This window comes from Clostridium sp. CM036, assembly GCF_055081135.1.
Genome location: NZ_CM143652.1, coordinates 694,884 through 719,096, shown reverse-complemented (window position 1 = coordinate 719,096; position 24,213 = coordinate 694,884). Strand labels below are relative to the sequence as shown.

Below are 24,213 nucleotides of genomic sequence, written 5' to 3'. Positions count from 1 at the left end.
TATATACAAGTAATTTATTAATCTCTTAAATCATCTTCTGCGAAGCTACAATAGCTCCGCAGGAGATGGTTTACGACTGCGGAAGGGAATGTATCCTATTCCACAAGTGAAAAACCGTACACTTTATCTCCCGTGTACGGTTTTCATTAGTTTTATTTGTAACATCATCTAAATAAAAAGACTCTTACTTAAAACAAAAATATATCATATACATGATTTTATGTAAATCTAAGGGTACATCCTTTCATTTCTTATAGCTACATAATTAATCTTGGCTTTCTGAGAATACCTTGTTAATAATGTCTACTCTGGAACTACCTATTATATTAGATATTTTTAAAGATATATTACCATCCTTATAAATTCTATTCTCGTTTGCATTAACTAGTACCATTATTTTTCCTTTTAGCTTTTCATATTCTATAATATCATCTAAATAAAGATCTACTAAATCCTTCAAACATGATGCTAATGCTTTTGGGTCCTTATAAACTTTTCTCATACTGCACTCCTTATTATTCATTTTAATGTGTATCTTCTTAATTATAGCCTAATATCTTTAAAATTTAAAGATATGTTGAAGGAATTGTAGCTACTTTCTATATAATTACCTTGGGAAATGTATTGTTTACAATTTTAACCAAAGAAATTTTACTAATATTAGGCAAGTATGATGTAATTGCTAATTGGAGGTATTTTATGATATTTTATTTTTCAGGAACTGGTAATTCACTTTATATTGCTAAAAGCATAGCAATGCAAAATAACGAAAATCTAATTTCCATAGCAGCTACTATGAAGAAAGATAACGAATCCTATGAATACACATTAAAAGATAGCATCCTAAAATTAGAGTTAATGATATGATAATAAATTAACTCTAAAAAACCCTCAATAATTTTATATTGAGGGTTTTTTAGAGTTAAGCATGAATGGAACTAGATTTACTACTTGACTATTATTCAGCCATCTCTAAAGCTATTTTCATCATATTAGTAAAGGCTTCTTGTCTTTCTTGAGACGTAGTCACCTCATGAGTTACTAAATTATCAGAGACTGTTAATAAACAAGATGCTTTCTTCCCCAATATATTTGCATTATGGAATAGAGCAAATGATTCCATTTCTACGCAAGTACAACCGTACTTTTCATAAATATCCTTATACTCATCAAAATTTTCACGATAAAATACATCCGATGAGTGAACTCTATTTTTATGAATTTTTATGCCTAAATCCTCTGCCGTTTTCTCTAACTTACTATTTAAAACAGATGATGCAGCAATTGTATCGGATTCATATCCACTTTGAGTTTTTGCATAAGTGGATTCACTCCAAGCCTCAGTGCAAAGTACTACATCATATAAGTTTAAATCAGCAGTGTAAGCACCACATGAACCAATTCGTATAATATTTTCTACACCATAAAAATTAAATAATTCATATGAGTAGATACCAATACTAGGCATACCCATGCCACTAGCCATTACAGAAATTTTACGTCCTTTATATGTACCCGTGTATCCAAATATATTTCGTACGTTATTAAATTTGGATACATTTTGTAAAAATGTTTCTGCAATAAATTGTGCCCGTAATGGATCCCCCGGCATTAAGACTGTTTTTGCAATAATTCCTTCTTCTTTTACTTCAATATGCGCTGTTGGTATCATATTGAAACCTCCTTATACTTATATTTATTTTTTGAAATATAGTGAATTGTATTCCTACTAATAACAATTAAGGTACATTCATATTATACCAAATTAAAAGTATAAAAAAATGCTATATGCTATTTATTTGACAATATTTTTGATTTAATTTACAAACTCAAGCATATCTAATATATAGATTGTTATTTCGGCTTTTTTACAATATTAATTATTAATGTAGGTTTACATTTTTGTAGGTTTACATAATTACAATTATGTAAACCTATTTTCGTTATATCTCAAATTCTTTTTATTTATTAATTTTTATAATATTAATAATTATTCGTGTATGATATAATTGTATGATAATTAAAATGAATTCTAATTGTTTAGACAATTTAAAATTATAGATTGGAGATATGATACTAATGCATAACGATAAAATTATATCAACTTTTATACCCTCAGTAGCTTCAATTTTACCTGAAACAAATAATGATATTTATTTTTTATTTTACAAGGATGAGTTATTAGTTAAATCTGACGCTAATAAAACAACAATACCTACAATTAGAGATCTAGTAGATTTAAAATTAAATAATATTCAATATCTTGGCTCCATAAATGGTGAAAATTGCTTTTGTGGAGAAATGAATAAAGATGCTATTATCCCAAACAGTATGTGTTTGCTCGACCTTAAATCTTTAACTCACCAGTTACCTAACGAAATGTTTTGGATAGCTGGGAGAGCTAAACAAATAGTAAGCTTTAATAATGATCATAAATATTGTGGCAGATGTGGCACATTAACTCAGAGCGTTGGTGGAGAAAGATCTAAAAAATGTTCCAAGTGTGGACTTGTAAATTACCCTAGGATTTGTCCAGCTATAATTGTAGCTGTTGTAAAGGATGGGAAATTACTTCTTGCTCATAATAATCAATTTCCTAAAGATTTATATAGTGTAGTTTCTGGTTTTGTAGAGGTTGGAGAGACTTTTGAGGAGTGTGTTGTTCGCGAAGTTTGTGAAGAAACAGGCATTACTGTAAAAAATATAAAATATTTTGGAAATCAACCTTGGCCTTTTCCTAATTCTCTAATGATAGGATTTACTTGCGAATACGAAAGCGGAGAAATACAAGTAGACGGAAAAGAAATTGGGCATGCTAAATGGTATAGTTCTACTGAACTACCTTTAACACCTGATAGTATAAGCATAGCTAAAAAATTGATTGACTGGTTTACTGAAAACAATTAAATCAGAGAATATATATACTAATACACAAACAAATAGAAGTTAGAATCCTTAATTCACAACGAATTAGATTCTAACTTCTATTTGTTCTTAATATATTTAACAATATTTTTTCTCCTTAAACTATATTTTCTTTTTAAATTTTAATCAATAAATCAGTATAGTGTTACAATTTTAATACTTAATTTATTACGGTTAAACTTAACTTTTGTATTCCTAAGTAATTTATAAAATGGCTTCCTAGCCGATTGCAATGGCAATCATCTTTGAATTCTTAGTTTACGTATAGTTTCTATATATTTTTTATGACCTCTCCCCACTCTATTATATTTTATTGGGGGTATCAAGTTTGTTTAAAGATTTTACTAAATATATGATAAGTTGCGCTTCTTATATTTATAATATAACATGATAATTATAATTTGTCAATAGTTATTATTAATCAACAAAGGAAATTTTATAATTCAGATCCATAATTTTGTGGTATAATTTTATGTATATGAAAGAAAATAACAAGTCACTGATTTCGAGAATATTTTCTTGAATTGCTTATAAAATAACAATGAAAAGAGGTTTAATGATGAATAAAAAAGAGTTGGCAAACATAAGAAAAGGGTTTAAATTAGATAGTGGCATGATGAAAATCCAGGAGATTTATAGTGTTTATCTAAAAAAAGATAATGTACGAATTGATTATGAGCCAGTTATTCATTCAGAATTTGATTACTTTGATAGAATGGATATGGATAAAAAAGAGTTGTTCTTAGGTAATTTTAAGAAAGTTCTTACCGGTGCTATTGATACTAAAATTTTCGAGTTGAATGTTCAAAATATAAAAGAAGAAAATAATACTCAAGAAATTTTAGGTGGTGCTTTAAAATCAAGTGATAAAAATGAAATTCAAAGCTACATTAATAAGCTTATTGAAAAGATTGCGGCTAACTATAAATATGAAACTGATGTGGTGGTTACTTTCATTAAAGCTGAATACTGGCTAGGCTCTAGCCACAAAAATATGGATGCAAATGAAAGTATCGATGATGCTGTCCAAGCCTTTAACTTTATCCTAGCAAGTGTAAACAAAATAGATATTCCAAAGAGAACCCTAAAATTCGACTACACTGATAAGGAATTTAAAGCAAATTCAGCCCTAGATTCGGTTATTAATCTTAATGCCCCCTTAGAAGGCTTTATGTTTCCTAGCCTAACTAATGGGTATTCAGATATTAATAAAATTTTATATTACGCCTCAAAACCTAAGGAATTAAACACAGACTTTATTGAAAATGTTCTTAACTGTGCTTTTAAATTTACTGCTGAAGATGAAAAAAATTGCTTTAGTGATATATTAAAATCTATAATTGGAGATAAAATAAAACTTGAACTTATGCAAGATATTTATGCGAACATCCACGAATTTGCAGAGCAAGCTGACGAAGGTGAAACTCCTACTCTTTGCGCTAAAGATATTAAAAATATCCTTAACAATTCTGGTGCAGAGATTATATGCGATATAGAAACTGCTTTTGAGGAAACTTGTGGTAGCGAATATGATTTTAAGATAAACAATATTGTACCTGAATTTAATGCAAAATCCATTAAAATTACTAGTGAAATTGCAAATATTACTTTAACACCTAAGGAACTAAATTCAATTAAACAAGTAAAAAATAAGGACGGTAGAAGATGTCTACTTATTGAAATTGATGAGGATATTGTTATAGAAGGCTTTAAATTAGAAACTGAAGAGTTTTAAATTCTAACCCTCATAATAAAAGGAGAATATTAGTGTCATCTAAGATGCACTAATATTCTCCTTTTATTCTATATTTGTTCTTAGGCCTACCAACTTTACCGTATTCCATTTCAACTACAAGTTTTTGTTCTTTCTCTAAATAATCTAAGTATCTTCTAGCAGTTATTCTAGAAACTCCGATATTTTTTGCCATCTGTTCTGATGTAAAAGAATTATCTTTCATGTTAGATATACCCACTAAAACTTTTTCGTAGGTGTATTGATTAAATCCCTTAATGTCACCAATATTCCCATCATATTCTATCACATGTCTATTCTCTTTTATGGTATATTTATCAATAGCTCCTTGCTCCATACTATCAAAGTTTTTAAAACTATTCTTTCTACTTTTAAATTGAAGAAGTGCTTCTTTAAATCTATTGAATATAAAGGGTTTAACTAAATAATCTACTGCACCATATCGAAAGGCTTCTTCAACCGTTTCTGTGTTCCTATCTGCTGTGATTAATATAACATCACATTTAAAATTTTGGAGTCGTATCCACTTTAATAAATCTATACCCTTCCCTTGAGGAAAAAAAACATCTAATAATATTAATTCAGGTTTCCCTCTTAATACAACTTCTTTTGCTTTTTCAATCGAGTTAACGCTATCATATAGTGTAAATCCCTCTATCTTTTTTAAAAATTTTTCGTTGATTTTTGCCACCATTGGGTCATCTTCAACAATAAGAACCTTAATCATATCATCTACCCCCTTTTCATCGGTATAAAAATATCCCATATGGTTCCATTTTCTTGCAGAATATTTATATCTCCACCAGCATAATCTATTATTTGCTTTACAATACTAAGCCCAAATCCTCTATTTCCAACTTTAGTTGTAAATCCGCGAACAAAAACACTATCCATTATATTTTCACTAATTCCAGGCCCATTATCCTGAATCCTTATTCTAAGTGCTTCATTAGTAGAATTTAATCTTATAAATATCCTACCATTTTCAAATTTCACTAATTCTTCAATAGAATTTTCTATTAAGTTTCCAATAACAGAGCAAATTTCATCTACTGTTATGTTTTCAGGAATTTTATCTATATAAGAATTTGAATCAATTTCTAAAGAAATCTTTGCTTCTGTTGCCTTGCTATATTTAGCAAGTAAGATCCCTGCTATGTGCGCATTCTTAATTTTTTTATTGAGAATATCAGAAACTTCGCCTCGTAGCTTCGATATATGACAAATATATTCAATTACCTCATCATATTCTTCTAATTGTATAAGTCCTGAAATAGTGTGAAGTTTGTTCATAAACTCGTGATTTTGTGCTCTTAAGGCACAGGTCATTTTTTTAATTCCCGTTAATTCTTCTGCCATATTCTTAACTTCTGTTAAGTCCTGAAAACTGGATACAACACCTATAATCTCTTCTCTATAATTTTTTAATAAGGTATGACTGCACATAAGGGTTCTATTCTGGCGTATTTTAATTTCTTGATTATATACCCCTTCATGAGTCCTCAATACTTCCATCATTTCATCTGTATAATTAAAGTTAAAATTAACAATCTTTTTACCTATATCCTCATCTTCTAGTTGTAATATTTCCTTAGCTATTTTATTAAAGAGTATTACTTTACCATCTTTATCAATAGCTAGAATTCCATTTTTAAGATTCTGCAAAATTAAGTCTCTCTGACCTAATAGAAGTGCAATTTCCTTTGGCTCTAGACCAAATATGCTCTTTTTTATTCTATTTGATAAAATGGCTGCGGCAATTATACCCATTAAAAGTCCACCTACTAAAGCTATCTTTAAACAAAATAAATGAAAGCTAAGTTCAGCATACACGGTATCGGTTAATAGACCCACTAAAACTGCTCCTACTTGTTCTCCTTTATAATATATGGGTACGAAGGCTCTTATTGCAGAAATCAGCACATTCCTGTCCTTAGATACATAAGACTCACCCTTTGCAATTACCCGTTCTTCTCCACCATCAGCATATTTTTTGCCTAGCGAATTTCCAAAGGGATAAGAATATTTTATTCCCTTCATATCCATAACAATAATATATTTAAATCTAGTTTTATCTCTGAAACTTTCTATAGTCTTTTGAACAGTTCCATAATCATTTGAGGTTGCTAAAGTTTCTTCAATTATATCAATAGAAGCAATAGTTACAGCTAAATCCATAGCATTATTTCCCATTTGAGTTTCCACAGAATTTCGTGCTTGGTAATAAGTAACAACTCCTATACTACCGATCACGATAAATATTATAATGCTCATAAATATTGTTAATCTATACTGTAATTTCAATAACACTCCACCTCATATTGTCATTTTTTAACTTTTGCTTTATTTAACCCATCCTTAATTGCTTTTATGAGCCCATCACTCGTATATGTAGCTCCTGCCACAACCTCAACCTCTGAACTATTGGCTTTAATGACTCTCACTGGGATCTTTTCATAAACTATATTAGCTATTATTGGTATTTCTTGTTGCTCCAATATCTTAATTTCTTTTATTTCATATTTGTCAGTTGCTATTTGTACTTTTATAGGCCCAATATGTCCTTCTGCATTTCCCTCATAGATTCCTTCTTTATAAATTATATTTTTAGAACCACAAGACACTAGGCTAGTTGCTAAAACTATTATTAAAGTTAGTCCTAATAATTTTTTCAAATAAGTCTCCCCTCTTGTTATTACCCTTGACCTTCTCTGGAGTAAATATCGGTTATTATAATAAAATCGATTTTGAGCTTCTTCTCATTTCAAGTATACCATTTACTAGTCCATTATAAAACTCTTGAGAATTATTTTAATATTTTTATATCCAAGGACAAAATATCCCCTCTAAAATGTCGATTATAATAAAGAAAAATAAGCCAATTATACTTAGAATTAAAATTCCTGAGTACATTTGTATATAGTTAATTCTCATCCATGAATCCATAATAAAATATCCCATGCCGTATTCAGTTCCGAAATTTTCAGTAAAAAATAAAACCGATATTGCTGTGCCTATGCCTATCCTAAGAGATGTTAATATAGCTTTAAGAATCCCTGGAAAAACAATTTCTTTTATTATTTGAAAATTTGTTGCTCCCAATGAATACATAGGATAAAAAACATCTTCAGGAATATTTTTCACTTCATCTCGTATATTAACTACTACGGGAAAAAAGGTAATTAAAAATATCATAACTATTTTTGTCAAATCTCCTAACCCAAAAATAAGCATTACTATAGGAAGTAATGCAATCTTGGGTATTGGATAATTAAAATATATAATTGGTGAAAATATTAAATCAATTTTTTTAAAGTATCCCATTAAAATACCCACTGGCACACCTATTGCCAATGTAAATAATATACCTACCATAATTCTATTAAAACTGTAAATAACATGGATTGAAATATCCTTATGAAAAGTTGTAAATATATTTATAACTATTGCATATGGTGGTGGAAATAAAGGCTTACTAATAATCATTGCTATTATTTGCCATAAACTAAAAATAATGATAAAAGCAATAACAAAATTAATTATTTTATATTCTTTAAGTCTCATTACTATGCGTCCCCTTTAAGAATTTTTCTAAGTTTACTATTTACATGGATATATTCTAAATCTACCTCCGTAGTTACACGTCCAAACAATGGATTGCTTATAACTTCAACTATTTTTCCTGGAGACGATGAGATTACAGCTATGTCCTTTGCTAAATATATTGCTTCCTTAATATCATGGGTTACAAGGATGGTGGTAACCTTATGTTCTTCCCATACTTCTAAAAACAATTTTTGAACATCCTCCCTAGTCATAGCATCTAATGCAGAAAAAGATTCATCCATTAAAAGTAAATCTGGTTTTAATAATAGAGCTCTAGCCAGGGAAACTCTCTGCATTTGTCCCCCACTTAGCTGACTGGGGTACCTTTTAACAAAGTCTTCAAGCTTTAACTCTTTTAGAATTTTTTTATAAAATTCTATATCTATATTCACCTTGCCATCTTTAATTTTAGTTGAAAGAAATATGTTTTCTTCTACGTTTTTCCATTTAACTAGTCCGTAATTCTGAGGTATTAACCCAATTCTATGATTTTTAGGATCTACTGTTTTTCCATCTATTAAAACTTCACCTTCATAGTCTACAATAATTCCTGCTAAAACTTTTAATAAGGTTGATTTGCCTCCCCCTGAGGGGCCAATTACAGCACATATTTCCCCCTTTTTCACTGTTAAATTTGCATTTTCTATCGCCTTTACATTTTTGTCTACATTTTTATAACAAACATTTAAATTATTTATTTTTATCATTTATTTCCACTCCACTCATGACATAAATCACTATCTATATCTAAGTTTTCAAGAATCCTCCCCACAGTGATATTTATAATATCGTCAATGGTTTTAGGCTTTTGATAAAAAGCTGGCATAGGCGGTATTATTCTAACATTTAAATCACTTAAAAAAAGCATGTTCTGAAGGTGAATAGAACTTAGAGGAGTTTCTCTTGGAATCAAAATCAACTTTCTTTTTTCTTTAATAATTACATCCGCAGCTCTTATTAGTAAATTATCGGAAGTACCACTTCGTATTTTTGAAAGGGTTCCCATTGAGCATGGCACAATTACCATTCCATCAGTCTTAAAGGAACCGCTTGCTATAGAGGAAAACATATCGTCTATTTCACATAGTTTAAGCGTTCCTTTGGTTTTATTCATATTTTGGAGCCATTCCTCAAAATTAATTTCAACCTCATATTCTAAAACCTTTCTACCATTATCTGTAATAACCAAATAAACTTCATTATCTTTTTCTATTAGTTCTTCTATAAGTCGTACACCGTAAATGCTACCACTAGCTCCAGTAATCCCTACTATATATCTTCCCAAATAAATCACCTCTTAATTATAATATATAAACATATCTAATACAGTAAAAACAAATATCAAAACACTTACAACTTGGTTTATGTGATAAGAAGCAATTTTCATCTTCTTTTCGTTTGTTGGCGATACAATATAATGTTCTAATGCTAATAAAATAGCACTTATAAAAATACCAAATAAATATATAAGACCTGTATGCATTATAAAATATAAGCTAAATAAAAGTAAAATCATAATAAAGTGAAACAAGGTGGATATGTATAAAGCCCCCTTTAGGCCAAATTTAGCAGGTATAGAAAATAAACCTGCCTTTCTATCAAAGTCAATATCTTGAGTTGCATAAATTATATCAAACCCTGCTACCCATAGAGTAACTACAGCACCTAAAATAATTGGTGTGAGCGCAAATTTTCCTGTTACTGCAAGCCATGCTCCCACAGGAGCTCCTCCACAAGTAATACCTAGAATAATATGGCATATCCATGTAAATCTTTTAGTATAGGAATAAATTATAAAAAGAAAAAGCGCCACTGGTGATAATAGAAAACATAAATCATTTAATTCATAGGCTGCTAAAATAAAGATTGAAAAACACAGTATTATGATTCCCCAGACTTCATAATCCTTTACTATTCCTTTTGGCAAATGTCTACTTGCCGTTCTAGGATTCTTTTTATCAATATCTTTATCTACAATTCTATTGAGAGCATTAGCTCCATTGCGAGCTCCAATCAAAGCAATTAATATCCAAAATATTGTAGGACCTGAAGGTAACCCATCTGCTGCCCAAATCATTGCTATTAAAGCGAAAGGAAGTGAAAATAATGTATGCGAAAACATAACTAACTCTCCATATTTTTTAAGTTTCTTTAATACCATATTCCTTCCACCTCTTATCTACCATTTCCTTAATTTCATCCGACATTTCTATATCATCTGGCCAAGGTCTTAAATGTCCTTCTGTGGGCCATTTTTTTGTAGCATCTATACCTATTCTAGATCCATAATGAGGAGTATTTGATGCATGGTCTAGTGCATCTAAAGGTCCATCTGAAATTACTAGATCCCTCTTAGGGTCAATATTGTTAAATACTTTCCATGCAACGGTTGAAATATCATGTGGATCTATATTTTCATCTACAACTATAATCATTTTTGTATACATCATTTGTCCAAGACCCCATAGCGCATTCATAACTTTATGAGCATGCTTTGGATAGGCTTTTTTAATAGAAACAATTACACAATTATGAAATACTCCTTCTAAAGGGAAATTCATGTCTATTATTTCTGGGCATTGAACCTTTATTAGGGGTAAAAAAATCCGTTCTGTAGCTTTTCCTAGGTAACAATCTTCCATAGGAGGCTTACCTACAACGGTTGTAACATATACTGGATTCTTTTTTCTTGTAATCTTTTCAATATGAAACACGGGATACATATCTTCAAGAGAATAATATCCTGTATGGTCACCGAAGGGGCCTTCTAGTCTTTTTTCATCTAAGTCTACATATCCTTCTAGTACAAATTCAGCATTAGCAGGTACATAAATGTCATTGGTGATACATTTAACAATTTCTAAAGGTGATTTTCTAAGAAATCCTGCAAAAATCATTTCATCTATCATTTTTGGAAGTGGTGCAGTTGCTGCATATATAGTTGCCGGGTCACAGCCTATGGCTACAGATACAGGCATTTTCATTCCAATCTTCCTATATTTTTCATATATCTCTTTGCCGTCTTTATGTAGATGCCAATGCATACCAGTGGTATTTTTATCATATACTTGAAGCCTATACATTCCAACGTTCTGCTGGTTAGTCTCTGGATCCTTTGTTATTACGAGTGGCAGTGTTATGTATCGTCCTCCATCTTTTGGCCAGCACTTTAATATTGGAAGTGTACTTAAATCCGCTTCCTCTATTATCTCTTGACAAGGTGCATTTTTGACTTTTTTAGGAAATACCCTTGCAAGCCTAGCAAGTTTTGGAATAGATTTTACCTTATTCATTAACGTTATGTAATTAGTAACGTCCATAAAATCCATTATAGTCTCCGCAATTTCATCAAGATCTTCCACTTCTAGTCCATAGTTAATTCTTTCGTAGCTTCCTAAAGAATTAATTAATACTGGGTAGTCAGAATTTTTCACATTCTTAAAAAGCAATGCATTACCATTTTTTTTTGAAACCCTATCAGCTATCTCCGTAATTTCAAGATCACTATCTACTTCTATTTCAATTTCATCTAAAAGTTTTTTTTCTTTCAAATAATTTATAAAATCCTGTAAATCTTTATAAGCCATAAAATGACTCCTTTCTAGAATTCATTAAGAATTCCGAGTTAATAATTTTTGTGTGATATCTTTAATTATTTCTTTACTTTCACAATCAGGTAATTTTTCTATATAATCAAAAGCTTTTTTAGTATATTTATTCGCTAAGTTTTGAGCTTTATCTATTCCTTTGTATTTATTAACTAATATAGTTATTTCGCGTACATCTTCATCACTTAATGAAGAGTTATCTAAAATAGTAGCGATCCTATTTTCTTTGTCCCCTACCATAGCATATATTAGGGGTAGTGTATAATACCCTTTTATTAAATCACTTTGAGGATTTTTCCCTAGTTTATTAGCATCTCCACTGTAATCCAGCGAATCATCTATAATTTGGAAAGCCATTCCAATATAGTAACCAACTCTTCCGAGTAATTTTGAAGTTTTCTCACTACAGTTAGATTCCTTTGCACCAGTGTAAAAGCTGATAGCAAATAAAGCTGCTGTTTTTCCAGATATAATCTTTATATATTTTTTAAGGCTTGTGTTTCTTGCGTATCTTATATTGTATTGTCTTATTTCCCCTATACATATTTTAGATATAGCCTTTGAAATATCTCTTAAGTTTTCCGTAGAATAATCAAATCCAGATAGCATTATAAAACATTGACAAAATAAAAAATCACCTATATACACTGCATATTCTTTACTGTATTTATGTTGTATGGTTTCTGTGCCGCGCCTCAGTTTTGATTCATCTACAATATCGTCATGAACTAATGTTGCCATATGCATCATTTCAATGGCAGCCGCTAAATTATACATTTTATCACAGTTATACTCCCCGAATTTTGCTGCTAATAACAGAAAGGCAGGCCTTAACATCTTGCCTCCTGCGTCAACTAATGGAGAAATAGCTTCATCAAACTTTTTCTCACTAGATTTTACATTGTTCTTAATTATTTTCTGAATGCTTTTCAATTCCTCTGCAATATCAGGGTAATCACCCCAAAACTTACTCATTTTATCACCTATGTCCAATTATTATTTTAAAATCTTTTTTTCATTTTATAACTATTAATTTCTTATTATAATTATTCCACTACAAAATCAAATGTCCTTTTAATTATTTTTAAAAGGACATTTGATTTATAAAATTCAATTTTTAATTATATAACTGTTGTTTAAATGTATAATTGTTAATCAACGTATAAATAAGATTTTTTAACAAATCCTATACGCTTCCAATATTTTTTAAGTACTGGTAATACATAGTAATCTAACCCGAAAGTACTTCCAGATCCACCTATAAGCGCGATTCCTGCACTTAAGTACCATAACATCTCAGTAGGAGCCATTCCTGAAGTCCAAATCATTATACCCATAGCAATTGACATAAGCGAAGCTAATGCTGTAAATAATCCAACTATCAATAATAATCCTACGCATATTTCTGCAATTACCATACCTGTTTGGAAAACTGAAGCTAAAGTCGTAAATCCACCGTCCCCTGTATAAAAGAAAGTATCCATAGACAATTTAACCATTTTCCCTATAAAACCTGGCACTGGCAAGGATGCCACTGCAGTCGTTGCCGCTTCTACTGCAGTCTTTGCTCCTTCTGCCGCAGCCGTTGCTGCAGTTGCTCCATCAACTACTGGAGCAGGTATTAAGAATATTTTTGAAGGATCGGCTATTATTTTAGGTAATTTTGCAAGCCCTTCTGATAACCACTTGTAACCAACGAATATTCTTAGTACTACTAGCCAAAAATTTGGAGATGACTTTGAAAAATGTCCACCTACAAGGCTTCTATTATCTTTAACATGGAAAAATTCATGCAATAAATATGAAAAGCATTTGTTAAACCCAGCAACCTGGATAAAGTACACAATATTTATAAAGTGTTTAACAAATAATGCGAAGAACCCAGATAAACTATAGAATTTTTTGCCGGATCCAATGCTTGCTAATCCATATTTACCACCTATGCATACCATTGCACCATGGAATGTAGGTTTATAAGATTTTTTTTCTAAGCCTAATATATCACTATAAACATTATGTGCAATTAATTCAGCAGATGCTTCTGCATTTTCAACCATCTGAGGAACAGGTCTTTCCTCACCTTCAGGAATAAAGAAGATATTATCACCAACAATATAAACATTTTTATAATCTAAAGATTGTAACTTGTCGTCAGTTACTATTCTTTTTCTACCCTTTTGCGCTATATCCATTTTACCGACAATATCTGAACCTTCAACACCAGCTGTCCAAATTACCGTGTAGGTATTAATGGTACCATTATTTCTTATTGTAGCACAATCTTTTGTAACTTCCGTAACACCGGCATTAGTTAGTACTTTAACTCCTAATTTGTTAAGTCTTTTCTTAGCTTTTGCAATTAACTTATCCGGAAAAGTAGGTAATATTTTAGGCAAGTCATCTACTAAATATAACGTTACCTCTTCTTCTCCTATGTAAAATTCCTTACATAATCTTTCTTTCCACTCCCCTAATTCACCCATCATTTCAACACCTGTGAACCCACCGCCAACAACAATAAACGTTAGCAGTTTTTGTCTTTCTGCTTTGTTTGGTTCTTTCACAGCTTTTCTGAACATTTGAAGGATATGCTCTTTTAAATTTACAGCATCTTCGTATGACCATAATTTGTGGCAGTATTCCTGCGCGCCGTTTATGCCAAAGTAAGTTGGCTTGGAGCCAGCACCAATAACTAGATAATCGTAATTATAGTTATTATTTTTAGATTTTAACACATTATTTTTAAAATCTAAATCTGTAATTTCGTCAAGTACAACCTCTACTTTTCTTTTTGCAAATATTTTTTTCAGATCAATTCTGATTGATTCTTCCGTTACCCTTCCAGCTGCCACTTCATGAAGTTCAGTAAGTAATGTATGGTATGGATTTTGATCTATAAGAGTAATTTCAACATTCTCATCTTTTTTAAACTTTTTAGCTAGTTTCTTCGCGGTTAATATTCCGCCATATCCGCCTCCAAGTATAGCTATTCTTTTCTTTTCACTCATACTATATCCCCTTCTGTTTAAAATTATTATTTTATAGGACTGTTTTTATAAAAATCATAGTTTATAAATATCAAACCATAGAATTATTAATACATTAGATTAAAATATATTACTTTATAAAAAATTAAATATGTTATTAACACTATCACCAAGTCTTTATTTATTTTGAACTTCCTTAGTTAAAATTTTATCATAATAATTTTAGCTAAGCAAATAAGAAAGCGATTTGTTCATTAATAATGTATTTTGTTAATTTAGTTCATGTATATGTTCCACGAGCTGGGTCTATAGCTGTTTACACTAGTTTAAATAAGTGTTATGATAACTGCGTTATTTACATTTCATTACAGCGCTTTATATTATTTTATCCATACTTCACTTTTTTTAAACTTTCTAAAATTATATTATTGGAGGCACTTTATGAAAAAAAATTTTTTAACACTTATGTTAGTATTAATAATGAGTATAAGCATCATTGGTTGTTCTAACAATCAAAAAAAAGATACAAGTTCACAATCCCTAAAGACTCTAACTATTGGTGTTATGCCTGATTTAGATTCCCTTCCACTTATTATAGCAGAGCACAATGGATATTTTAAGCAAGAAGGTTTCCAGGTAAAACTAGAGCATTTTAAAAGTGCATCGGATAGGGATACAGCTCTTCAAACCGGGAAAATTCATGGAGCAATATCTGATATGCTTTCGGTAGTATTTTTTAACGACAATAACTTTGATGTTAAAATCACATCAAAGACAGAAGGTAGCTTTAAATTGATCTCTGGAAAGAATTCTAATATTTCTAAAATTGAACAAGCTGATGGAAAATCCATAGGGATTTCTAAAAATACTATTATTGAATACTTAACAGATAGAATTATAGAAAGTTCAAACATAGATGTTAACTCACAAAAAAAAGTTGCAATACCAAAAATACCTACTCGCCTTGAGATGCTAACTAATGGTAAATTAGATATGGCTACATTACCAGAACCTCTTGCAAGTACTGCGATTTCTGCAGGTGGCAAGATTTTGAGTAGTTCTGATAAACTAGGTATAAACCCTGGTGTAATGTTATTCACAAAAGATGCAGTATCCTCAAAATCTGAAGAGATAAAATCATTTTATAGAGCTTATAATAAAGCTGTTGAATACTTGAATAAAGAAAAACCTGAAAGCTATATTGATTTTGTAATTAAAGAAGCTGGCTTCCCTGATACAATAAAAAGCACACTAACTATTCCGAATTATTCAAAGGCTTCTATGCCACCAGAAAAAGAGTTACAGGAAGTTATGACTTGGCTTAAAGCAAAAAAACTAACTACTAATAATTACAAATTACAAGACTTATCAAATAGTTCATTTATTAAATAATATACCACTGTAATAATATATAACCTCTTTTTCACTTAGTGTAGAAAGAGGCTACATCACTAGTAAAGGAAGGTGCTTTAATATGAGTAGATTTTTTAACAACAATGAAATAGAATTATTAGCTCCTGCAGGAACTTTCGAAATTTTTGAAAAGGTTATTCACAGCGGTGCTGATGCTGTATATTTGGGCGGCAAAAAATTAAATATGCGTATGCATCGAAAAGATTACAACCTGTCAAATGATGAATTAGAAAAAGCAATCAATATTGCTCATTCTTTAAATAAAAAAGTTTATGTAACAGTAAACAATCTTTTTAGTCAGCAGGATTTAAAAGATGCGGTGGAATATCTAAAATTCTTAGAAAAAGCTGGACCAGATGCTTTAATTATTCAAGATTTTAGCATATTAGAGTTAATAAATAGTTTAAATTTAAACCTAACTATCCATTCATCTGTAATGATGAATGTTCACAACTTAGAGACTATTAAAGCACTTCGAGGTTGTGGAATTACTAGGATTGTTGCGTCCAGGGACATGGATTTACAAACCATAAAGAACTTGCATTACCAAACCGATATGGAATTCGAATATTTTGCTCATGGAGATATGTGCATTGCCCATGGTGCTCAATGTTTGTATAGTGGCATGCTTTTCGGAAAGAGTAGTAATCGAGGACTTTGCATGAAGCCCTGCCGTTGGAATTTTACAATGAAACAAGATGGTCTAGCTTATCCTACAGAATATCCAATGGCTGTAAAAGATATGTATATGTATGAACATCTACCTGAAATGATTGAGGCAGGTATCCTCTCCTTTAAAATAGAAGGAAGAATGAAAGATGCAGATTATCTAGTTACCATGATTAATTACTACAGCGATGCTATAAATAGATATATTGATGACCCTATTTGCTATGATAGAAAAAAAGATGCCCAAAGTATTTATGGAACCCGCATTAGAGACTTATCTACCTGCAGTGCCTTTGGAAACCCAGGGCTCTCAAATATCAATAGACGCTATGAAGGTACGGGGAAATTTTATAGCCATGGTAAAGTTTTTAGTAAGCCTGTAGAAGAAATCGAAATTAGTAAAGAAACGGTAGAACAAATCAAGACCCTTTTGAATGAAAAAACTTCTCTAGCACAGAAACCTAATCTAAGTGTAAAAGTCAATTCCTATTCACAAGCTAAAGTCGCGATAGAGGTCGGTGTAGACGCGATTTATTTATCTGGAGAAGTTTTTGCGCCAAACCTTCCTTTTAGCAAGAGTGAAATACTTAAATTAACAAATGGAAAAGGAAATACAAAAATATATCTAGGCTTTCCAAAAATGATGTTTGAAGAGGATTTTTCAAAATACAATCATTTACTTGTGAAAAATAACTTAGGACTTGATGGCTTATTAGTAACCAATTTAGGAGCTATTCATAAATACAAATCTTTAGGACTTGAGCTTATTGGAGATTATTCCTTAAACATTTATAATCAATATGCGACTAGTTTCTATGAAAAGCAAGGTTTATCTGTTGCTACACTTTCTGTAGAGACCCCACTGCTAGACGCTAAACAGACCATTGCTAAATCACCAATTCCTATTGAAATCATAGTTCACGGCTCTCCAACAGTTATGTATATGGATCATAATTTATATGAGAATACCAAAGTCTTAGAGTCTGTGATATGCGAGAATAATTCTCACGTAGATAACAAGGTGTTAGTTTTAGTTGATGAAAAAAAACATGAACACCCAATATATCAAGATAACTATGGCAGGAATCATATGATGCTTTATAAAGAGCTTTGTTATCTTCCCTTTTTAAAAGAACTAAATGATATTGGTGTAAACCATTTTAGAATTGAAGCTTGTCATTATGATACTAATAATCTACGAAAAGTTTTAAGTATTTACAGAGAAGCCATTAATGACTTAAGCAAATGTGAAGAATTATTCCATTCCCTAAGTCCTAGTGATGCTGGATTTACCCTTGGAGCATTTCAATTTAATAATGAAGGCGGTTATAATAATGTGTAATTATATAGGTCCTGAAAAAATTATTCAAAAGAAAAAAGAATTCCTTTTTCCCTGTTCGCAGCATTTTTATAAAAACCCACCTCAGATTACACGTGGAGAAATGCAGTATTTATTTGATTCAGAAGGTAAAAAATATGTGGATTTTTTTGCAGGAGTTTCTGTTGTTAATTGCGGTCATTGTAACCCTGAAATTTTAGATGCAACAATAGAACAAATGAAAACCCTTCAACATACAAGTACTATATATTTAACACAGCCAATAGTTGATCTAGCTGAAAAGCTTTCATCTGTATTACCTGGGGATGTTAATCATTCGTTCTTCTGCTGTACGGGCTCAGAAGCTAATGAAGGTGCTCTTTTACTTGCTAGACTTTACACAGGCAGAAATGAATTTATTTCATTGAATAATAGCTTACATGGTAGAACTTATTTAACTATGAGTGTTACAGGAATACCTATGTGGAGAGCAGATCCTACGCTTTCTGATTGTGTTACCTTTGCCCCCAATACTTATGCTAAAGAGAAAAGCATTGAAGCAGCAGCTACAGAATCCTTAGAATCTGTAGAAAAATTAATTGAGGCTAAAGGACCAGATAAGATTGCTGCTTTAATTGCAGAGCCCGTGCAAGGTAATGGAGGCATTATAACTCCACCTCAGTGGTATTTCAAAAAATTAAAAACTCTACTTGAAAAACATGGAATACTATTAATTATTGATGAAGTTCAAACAGGATTTGCAAGAACTGGTAAGATGTTTGCCATAGAACATTATGAAATAATTCCAGATATAATTACAGTGGCAAAAGCTCTTGGAAACGGAATGCCGATATCAGCTTTTTGCACGAATGATAAAATTGCAGCAACATTTACCAAAGCTTCTGCATCTACTTTAGGTGGAAATCCAGTAGCTGCAAGTACTGCTATAGCTGTCCTTGACTACATTTCTAAAAATAACTTATGTATAAATGCAGAAAATTTAGGAGTAAAATTAAAAAGTGGCCTTCTTAAACTTAAGGAAAAGTACTCAATAATTTATGATGTTAGAGGTATAGGCCTTATGTTAGGTGTAGAGCTAGTAAAAGAAAATGGTGAACCAGCGTTTAAAGAAACTGACTTTGTATTAGAGATATTAAAGGATGAAGGCATTCTTTTAGGTAAAAATGGAATAGGTAGAAATGTGCTAGCTTTCCAGCCACCTCTTGTTATAACAGAAAATGATGTAGATTTTATGATAGATAAATTAAATTTAGCTTTGAGTAAATTATGTTAGTTTCCACGTGCTAATATAATACAATATGTTCATTAATGATATATTCGAATAAAAAAACTAAGTCTTAACTTTTAAGACTTAGTTTTTTATTGCAGTTATGTGTTTGTATTGCTGAAAAGCAAATGATAAATATTACATATCTCTAGGATCTATATCATTAATCATTTTTGCAGTCCCCAGTATGTACCATTTAACTTCCTTTTTCTCTACGCTTGATACTTTACCAAGTATTCGAGATTTAGACATAAGTCCTGCAAGTGAACCTACAAATGAAGGTGTATTTAATTGCACTTTCTTGATTTTTTTCACACTATCTATATCTTTAATAGTAGGCTCCTTAGGAATAGAGTTGTTTATTTCTTTACTCGTTTTACCTTTTTCTTTACTGGTAGCCCCCAAATCTTCTAGTGTTTTATAGATTTTTTCCATCATATGTTTTTTTCTTTCAATACTTATGCTAGGACTTTCAACTTCTGTGTATTCTACTGATTTTTTCATAATCATCGTTCCTTCCTTTAATTACAATAACCTAATAATGTGTTTATATCTATTATAACATGATTGTTAACATTTTTTTTAAAAATACTGAAATTTAAAATAGTGCAACTAGTGACACTATTTCATTTCAATTAAATTATCCCAATATTTCTTTGGCATATGTTGCATTTGTAGTCTTTTATTACTCCTTTCTTGTATGCCAACACTTTTATGAAAAACTTTCCAAAGGTTTCGATAGAATAGCTCTTCCTTCTCATTACTTTCTAATTTTTCAAATTTCAAATCCCTTAATATCCATTCATGATTTTCATAAACTACACCTGTTTTTCTCTTCACATCATGAATTATCCACTTTTCATTTGTAAGTCTTGCTTTAAAGTGATTTGCTATGAGCTCAAGAATATTGTAAGTAGGTTCAATTGCTGCATACAATATGCCCTTGAATTCTTGAAATCTAACTAATCCTAAAAATCTATGTGCTTCAAAGCCAACTTTTCTAGAATATTTCTGTACTTCATTTACAATGTCATCTGTTAAAAAATCATTAACTTTACTCCCTAACTTAAACCCTAACTGAATATATTTAAATAATATTAACTCTATTCCTTGTACCTCAGATAAAAACGCTTGATACACATGAATTAATGCATCTTTTGATATTTTTTCTAGTATTGACTTAGATACTTTATTTGATTTTATTATATCAGTTTCTATAAACTTGTCCTTATATATCATGTCAAAAGTATATCTATCTACCCTATCTATGCATTCAGGTATTCTATCATAGTAACAACCATATACAACAGATAAAAACCCATCGAAACTTCCATCATAAATGTATCTAAACAAATAAATCACTCCTTTGAGTAAACAAGCTCATTTGTTGTGGCTTATCAAAACTTTCATAGTCTAATAAATAATTTTTGATCCTTCCTCTTTCCATCGCCTTATCTCCATAAAATTTACCACTACAAGTTATAAAGTATCTAGCTCTTTTGAGCACTACTCCTATTTTTTTTAAATTATCATAGGAAAGATTGCAAAGTCTTCTTGATTTTATAATTCTTAAAGCCGATGTTACTCCTATTCCAGGCACTCTAAGTAATGTTTCATAGGGAGCGTTATTTACTTCTAACGGAAACTTATCCAAATTATTTAATGCCCAAAAGGCTTTGGGATCTAAATTTATATCAAAGTTCGGATTTTGCTCATCTAATAATTCATTTGCCTTAAATCCATAATATCTTAAAAGCCAATCTGCTTGATACATTCTATGTTCTTTTAATATTGGAGGTGTGCTTTGAATAGCGGGTAAATTTGCGTGCTGCACCACCGGCACATAAGCAGAATAATACACCCTCTTAAGCCCAAAAGTATTATATAATCCTTCAGTAAGACTAATTACTCTTAAATCACTTTCATTAGTTGCCCCTACCATTATCTGAGTACTTTGTCCACCAGGAGTAAATCTAGGAGCTTTAAATCCTTTTTTCTTATATTCATTAGATTCTATTATACTGTGTTTAATAAGTCGCATAGGTTTTAATATATCTGCCTTATTCTTTTGAGGTGCTAAGAGTTTTAAGCTTTTTTCTGACGGCAACTCAATATTTACACTCATTCTGTCTGCATACAATCCCGCCTCATATATGAGCTTTGGATCAGAGCCTGGAATAGCTTTTACATGAATATATCCATTAAATTTGTGAATCAGTCTTAAATCCTTTAAAATTCTCACTAAATTTTCCATCGTGTAATCTGGGCTTCTTTCTACCCCAGAACTTAAAAATAATCCTTCGATATAATTTCTTCTATAGAAATTTATAGTTAAATCTACTACTTCTTTTGGAGTAAAGCTTGTTCTCTCCAGATCATTACTAGCTCTATTAATACAATATTTACAATCGTATATGCATTTATTGGTATACAAAATTTTAAGTAGCGAAATACATCTACCATCCTGTGACCAGGAATGGCAAATACCTGTTGATGCTGCATTACCTATGCCTCCCTTTGTGTTCTTTCTATTAGAACCGCTCGAAGAACAAGACGCATCATACTTCGCTGAATTAGATAATATTTCAAGTTTTTTCATTATATCCACTTTCATCACCCCACAAACGTTTGTTCTTATTTTATCACGTTTTGTCCAATTTTGAAAGATATATTTCCTGGATAATCACGAAACTCTATTAAAATACACATTAACCACGCTACCATTTCCATAGCATCTTTTTCCTATCTTAATACTATTTATACTTGAACATCCCTCTACTTGAACTAAATATACCTGTCTTCCATTATTAATGGGAAAACTTATTTCACTCTCTTTTTCAAATTCTAAAGAATATATATTTATTCTTGATTAACTTTTATTAGTGCAATAGCTTCTTTACTTACCATGTGTAACCATTTATTTTCTCTTTCTTCCCACGCAAACTGACAATTTCCATATTTCTATGGGGCTGTTTATCAAATTTAAATGATTTTACAAAAAAGCCTAGCAATTACGCTAGGCTAACTTCTTCCACATTTCTTATTACAAATTCTTTTCGTAAGACTCAACCATTTTCTTAACCATTTGTCCGCCTACCGAACCATTCTCTCTTGAGGTTAAATCTCCATTGTAACCGTCTGTAAGATTTACTCCTACTTCTTTAGCAGCTTCCATTTTAAATTTGTTTAATCCAACCTTAGCCTCCGGAACCAATACTCTATTTCTTGACATATAATAACCTCCTCTATATTTGATAATCGTTTTCAATTACACTATTATCATGTGTATTATTATAAACAATATTCATAGAAAATTATGTCTATTCCAATATAATTAAATAGATGATTTTTAAGGGCTAGTTATTATATAAATTGAGTCCCACTATTCCAATAGATATTAGCTCATCTACATCCTTTCCTGGATAGGAATATTTTTTTTCTTCTTCACACAATGGTTGAGGGAATGAACTACTGCCAGTTATATAGGCTGTTAAAAATGTAATATTTCCAATCATATTTAATAAACAATTCATGAAAAACACAGATGTTCCTCCTACTAGAGCTTCTAAATATAATATGATTTGTTATTTGTTTTCATGTACCTATTATTTAATTATTAAATAAGAACTTTTAAGGCCGGTTTTTAAAATGCTTATGCAGAAGGGACCCACTAGAGGACTCTTTACATACTCATACCCTAAAAATTTTATTTATTCTACCACATTATATTTTTTTACGCATTTATAATTGATAACCAACAATTAGACATTTTCTTGATTTCAATGTTGCATTACAAAAACAAGTTTTGATAAATCAATATTCATAAATGAATACTCATAGGAGTAATAATACTATTTTAAAAGAATGCAGGAACTTGGACTCTATACTTTAGATATAGATGAGATTAAAGGTAAAATAGAAAATTTAAATTTAACTAATATATTTAATAAAAAACTTATATAGATTAAGAAATTGAAAGGCCCGCCTTAAAGTCTGGCCTTTTTCATTTGGAGAAAATTAATATTCACGTTTTCATTTTATATGATAAAAAAATTGCTTTAAACTGGACAGAATATGAATCTTATGCTACCTTTTATTTATGGTTTCTATTATACAATTGAGGAGGCGTTTTGTGAAAATCGGTTATGATGTTTATGATTCCCCTATTGGGCTTATCCATGTAGTAGTGAATGAGATTGGTGTTATAAAAGTAGAAATTTTTGAAGAAGATTGGATACAATACAAGAAAAAACATGAAGCTATTCCCAAAGATAATGAGTTATGCAAGGAAGTTATAGTTCAGCTAGACGAATATTTCAAAGGTAAAAGGAAAAATTTCGATATACCTTTATCTATAGAAGGCACACAGTTCAGAAAGAAAGTATGGAAAGCCCTTAGAGATATACCTTATGGTGAAACGCGGAATTATTTGCAAATTGCAGAATCCATCGGAAACCCTAAAGCTGTAAGGGCAGTAGGTCAAGCTAATAAATATAACCAATTGCCTATAATTATACCCTGTCACAGGGTCATTGGTAAAAGTGGTAAGTTGGTAGGCTTTGCTGGTAATAGAACGCCTACACAAAAATTACTATTGGAAATTGAAGGATTCAATTTCCAATAGTAATTTTTACACATAATAATAA

At 30.7% G+C, this 24,213-nt stretch carries 24 protein-coding genes and 1 pseudogene; 7 read left to right on the top strand and 18 right to left on the bottom strand.

Annotated features, from left to right (window positions below):
* Positions 1 to 265: 265 nt before the first annotated feature.
* Positions 266 to 502, bottom strand: coding sequence for a TIGR04540 family protein (locus tag ACWJKE_RS03390; protein ID WP_216303450.1), 237 nt, complete (start codon positions 500 to 502; stop codon positions 266 to 268).
* Between the two features lie 197 nt (positions 503 to 699).
* On the opposite strand from ACWJKE_RS03390, the gene ACWJKE_RS03385 reads away from it, so the two are divergent.
* The gene (locus ACWJKE_RS03385; RefSeq protein WP_224578941.1) at positions 700 to 867 is read left to right on the top strand and encodes a hypothetical protein; all 168 of its coding nucleotides are present in this window, start codon (positions 700 to 702) and stop codon (positions 865 to 867) included.
* A gap of 91 nt (positions 868 to 958) precedes the next feature.
* On the opposite strand, the gene deoD is transcribed toward ACWJKE_RS03385, so the two are convergent.
* A complete protein-coding gene (deoD, locus tag ACWJKE_RS03380; RefSeq protein WP_165412790.1) occupies positions 959 to 1,672 on the bottom strand; it encodes a purine-nucleoside phosphorylase in 714 nt (237 codons plus the stop codon).
* Between the two features lie 407 nt (positions 1,673 to 2,079).
* Here deoD and nudC point away from each other — a divergent pair, with 407 nt between their 5' ends.
* Together nudC and ACWJKE_RS03370 are read left to right on the top strand one after the other, a co-directional pair.
* Positions 2,080 to 2,907 (top strand): NAD(+) diphosphatase, encoded by an 828-nt coding sequence (nudC, locus tag ACWJKE_RS03375; protein ID WP_165412789.1) that lies wholly within the window; start codon positions 2,080 to 2,082, stop codon positions 2,905 to 2,907.
* A gap of 559 nt (positions 2,908 to 3,466) precedes the next feature.
* A complete protein-coding gene (locus tag ACWJKE_RS03370; protein WP_462959152.1) occupies positions 3,467 to 4,660 on the top strand; it encodes a DUF4317 family protein in 1,194 nt (397 codons plus the stop codon).
* Positions 4,661 to 4,709: 49 nt separating this feature from the next.
* On the opposite strand, the gene ACWJKE_RS03365 is transcribed toward ACWJKE_RS03370, so the two are convergent.
* The 10 genes from ACWJKE_RS03365 to ACWJKE_RS03320 form a co-directional block, all read right to left on the bottom strand.
* Positions 4,710 to 5,405 (bottom strand): response regulator, encoded by a 696-nt coding sequence (locus tag ACWJKE_RS03365; protein ID WP_165412788.1) that lies wholly within the window; start codon positions 5,403 to 5,405, stop codon positions 4,710 to 4,712.
* Positions 5,406 to 5,410: 5 nt separating this feature from the next.
* Positions 5,411 to 6,982 (bottom strand): ATP-binding protein, encoded by a 1,572-nt coding sequence (locus tag ACWJKE_RS03360; protein WP_216302836.1) that lies wholly within the window; start codon positions 6,980 to 6,982, stop codon positions 5,411 to 5,413.
* 20 nt (positions 6,983 to 7,002) lie between these two features.
* Complete coding sequence (locus ACWJKE_RS03355; RefSeq protein WP_165412786.1) at positions 7,003 to 7,353, bottom strand: FMN-binding protein; 351 nt, start codon at positions 7,351 to 7,353, stop codon at positions 7,003 to 7,005.
* Positions 7,354 to 7,498: 145 nt separating this feature from the next.
* Positions 7,499 to 8,242, bottom strand: a complete 744-nt coding sequence (locus ACWJKE_RS03350; protein WP_216302835.1) for an ABC transporter permease — start codon at positions 8,240 to 8,242, stop codon at positions 7,499 to 7,501.
* Positions 8,243 to 8,244: 2 nt separating this feature from the next.
* Positions 8,245 to 8,991: an ATP-binding cassette domain-containing protein gene (locus tag ACWJKE_RS03345; protein WP_216302834.1), complete on the bottom strand. Its 747-nt coding sequence runs from the start codon at positions 8,989 to 8,991 to the stop codon at positions 8,245 to 8,247.
* Positions 8,988 to 9,569, bottom strand: coding sequence for a UbiX family flavin prenyltransferase (locus ACWJKE_RS03340; protein ID WP_165412783.1), 582 nt, complete (start codon positions 9,567 to 9,569; stop codon positions 8,988 to 8,990). Before ACWJKE_RS03340 ends, ACWJKE_RS03345 begins: the two co-directional genes overlap by 4 nt.
* A 12-nt stretch (positions 9,570 to 9,581) precedes the next feature.
* Positions 9,582 to 10,445 carry a UbiA-like polyprenyltransferase gene (locus tag ACWJKE_RS03335; RefSeq protein WP_220286561.1) on the bottom strand — a complete coding sequence of 288 codons (864 nt, stop codon included), beginning with the start codon at positions 10,443 to 10,445 and terminating at the stop codon, positions 9,582 to 9,584.
* Positions 10,426 to 11,871, bottom strand: a complete 1,446-nt coding sequence (locus ACWJKE_RS03330; protein WP_216302832.1) for a menaquinone biosynthesis decarboxylase — start codon at positions 11,869 to 11,871, stop codon at positions 10,426 to 10,428. Before ACWJKE_RS03330 ends, ACWJKE_RS03335 begins: the two co-directional genes overlap by 20 nt.
* A gap of 24 nt (positions 11,872 to 11,895) precedes the next feature.
* On the bottom strand, positions 11,896 to 12,867 hold the full coding sequence (locus ACWJKE_RS03325; RefSeq protein ID WP_216302831.1) for a polyprenyl synthetase family protein: 972 nt from the start codon (positions 12,865 to 12,867) through the stop codon (positions 11,896 to 11,898).
* A 176-nt stretch (positions 12,868 to 13,043) separates the two neighbouring features.
* Entirely contained in the window at positions 13,044 to 14,900 is a 1,857-nt protein-coding gene (locus ACWJKE_RS03320; protein WP_216302830.1) for an FAD-dependent oxidoreductase, read from the bottom strand.
* A gap of 420 nt (positions 14,901 to 15,320) precedes the next feature.
* Between ACWJKE_RS03320 and ACWJKE_RS03315 the strand changes: the two genes are divergently transcribed.
* The 3 genes from ACWJKE_RS03315 (at position 15,321) to ACWJKE_RS03305 (ending at position 19,573) form a co-directional block, all read left to right on the top strand.
* Positions 15,321 to 16,271 carry an ABC transporter substrate-binding protein gene (locus tag ACWJKE_RS03315; RefSeq protein ID WP_216302829.1) on the top strand — a complete coding sequence of 317 codons (951 nt, stop codon included), beginning with the start codon at positions 15,321 to 15,323 and terminating at the stop codon, positions 16,269 to 16,271.
* 82 nt (positions 16,272 to 16,353) lie between these two features.
* Entirely contained in the window at positions 16,354 to 18,303 is a 1,950-nt protein-coding gene (locus ACWJKE_RS03310; RefSeq protein ID WP_216302828.1) for a peptidase U32 family protein, read from the top strand.
* Entirely contained in the window at positions 18,296 to 19,573 is a 1,278-nt protein-coding gene (locus ACWJKE_RS03305) for an aspartate aminotransferase family protein (RefSeq protein WP_462959151.1), read from the top strand. The genes ACWJKE_RS03310 and ACWJKE_RS03305 overlap by 8 nt, the downstream gene beginning before the upstream one ends.
* A 132-nt stretch (positions 19,574 to 19,705) precedes the next feature.
* Here the strand turns inward: ACWJKE_RS03305 and ACWJKE_RS03300 are convergent, their stop codons facing one another.
* From ACWJKE_RS03300 to ACWJKE_RS03275, 6 genes and pseudogenes are all read right to left on the bottom strand, one after another.
* Complete coding sequence (locus tag ACWJKE_RS03300; RefSeq protein ID WP_216302826.1) at positions 19,706 to 20,071, bottom strand: hypothetical protein; 366 nt, start codon at positions 20,069 to 20,071, stop codon at positions 19,706 to 19,708.
* A 117-nt stretch (positions 20,072 to 20,188) separates the two neighbouring features.
* Positions 20,189 to 20,920, bottom strand: coding sequence for a TIGR03915 family putative DNA repair protein (locus tag ACWJKE_RS03295; protein WP_216302825.1), 732 nt, complete (start codon positions 20,918 to 20,920; stop codon positions 20,189 to 20,191).
* A complete protein-coding gene (locus ACWJKE_RS03290; RefSeq protein ID WP_216302824.1) occupies positions 20,913 to 22,175 on the bottom strand; it encodes a putative DNA modification/repair radical SAM protein in 1,263 nt (420 codons plus the stop codon). The genes ACWJKE_RS03295 and ACWJKE_RS03290 overlap by 8 nt, the downstream gene beginning before the upstream one ends.
* A gap of 75 nt (positions 22,176 to 22,250) precedes the next feature.
* On the bottom strand, positions 22,251 to 22,379 hold the full coding sequence (locus ACWJKE_RS03285) for a hypothetical protein (protein WP_258280755.1): 129 nt from the start codon (positions 22,377 to 22,379) through the stop codon (positions 22,251 to 22,253).
* 231 nt (positions 22,380 to 22,610) lie between these two features.
* Positions 22,611 to 22,799 (bottom strand): alpha/beta-type small acid-soluble spore protein, encoded by a 189-nt coding sequence (locus ACWJKE_RS03280; protein WP_165413544.1) that lies wholly within the window; start codon positions 22,797 to 22,799, stop codon positions 22,611 to 22,613.
* Between the two features lie 142 nt (positions 22,800 to 22,941).
* Positions 22,942 to 23,109 (bottom strand): annotated as a pseudogene (locus tag ACWJKE_RS03275) (RNA polymerase sporulation sigma factor SigK); the annotation flags it as partial.
* Between the two features lie 575 nt (positions 23,110 to 23,684).
* On the opposite strand from ACWJKE_RS03275, the gene ACWJKE_RS03270 reads away from it, so the two are divergent.
* The gene (locus tag ACWJKE_RS03270) at positions 23,685 to 24,191 is read left to right on the top strand and encodes a methylated-DNA--[protein]-cysteine S-methyltransferase (RefSeq protein WP_216302841.1); all 507 of its coding nucleotides are present in this window, start codon (positions 23,685 to 23,687) and stop codon (positions 24,189 to 24,191) included.
* Positions 24,192 to 24,213: the final 22 nt, after the last annotated feature.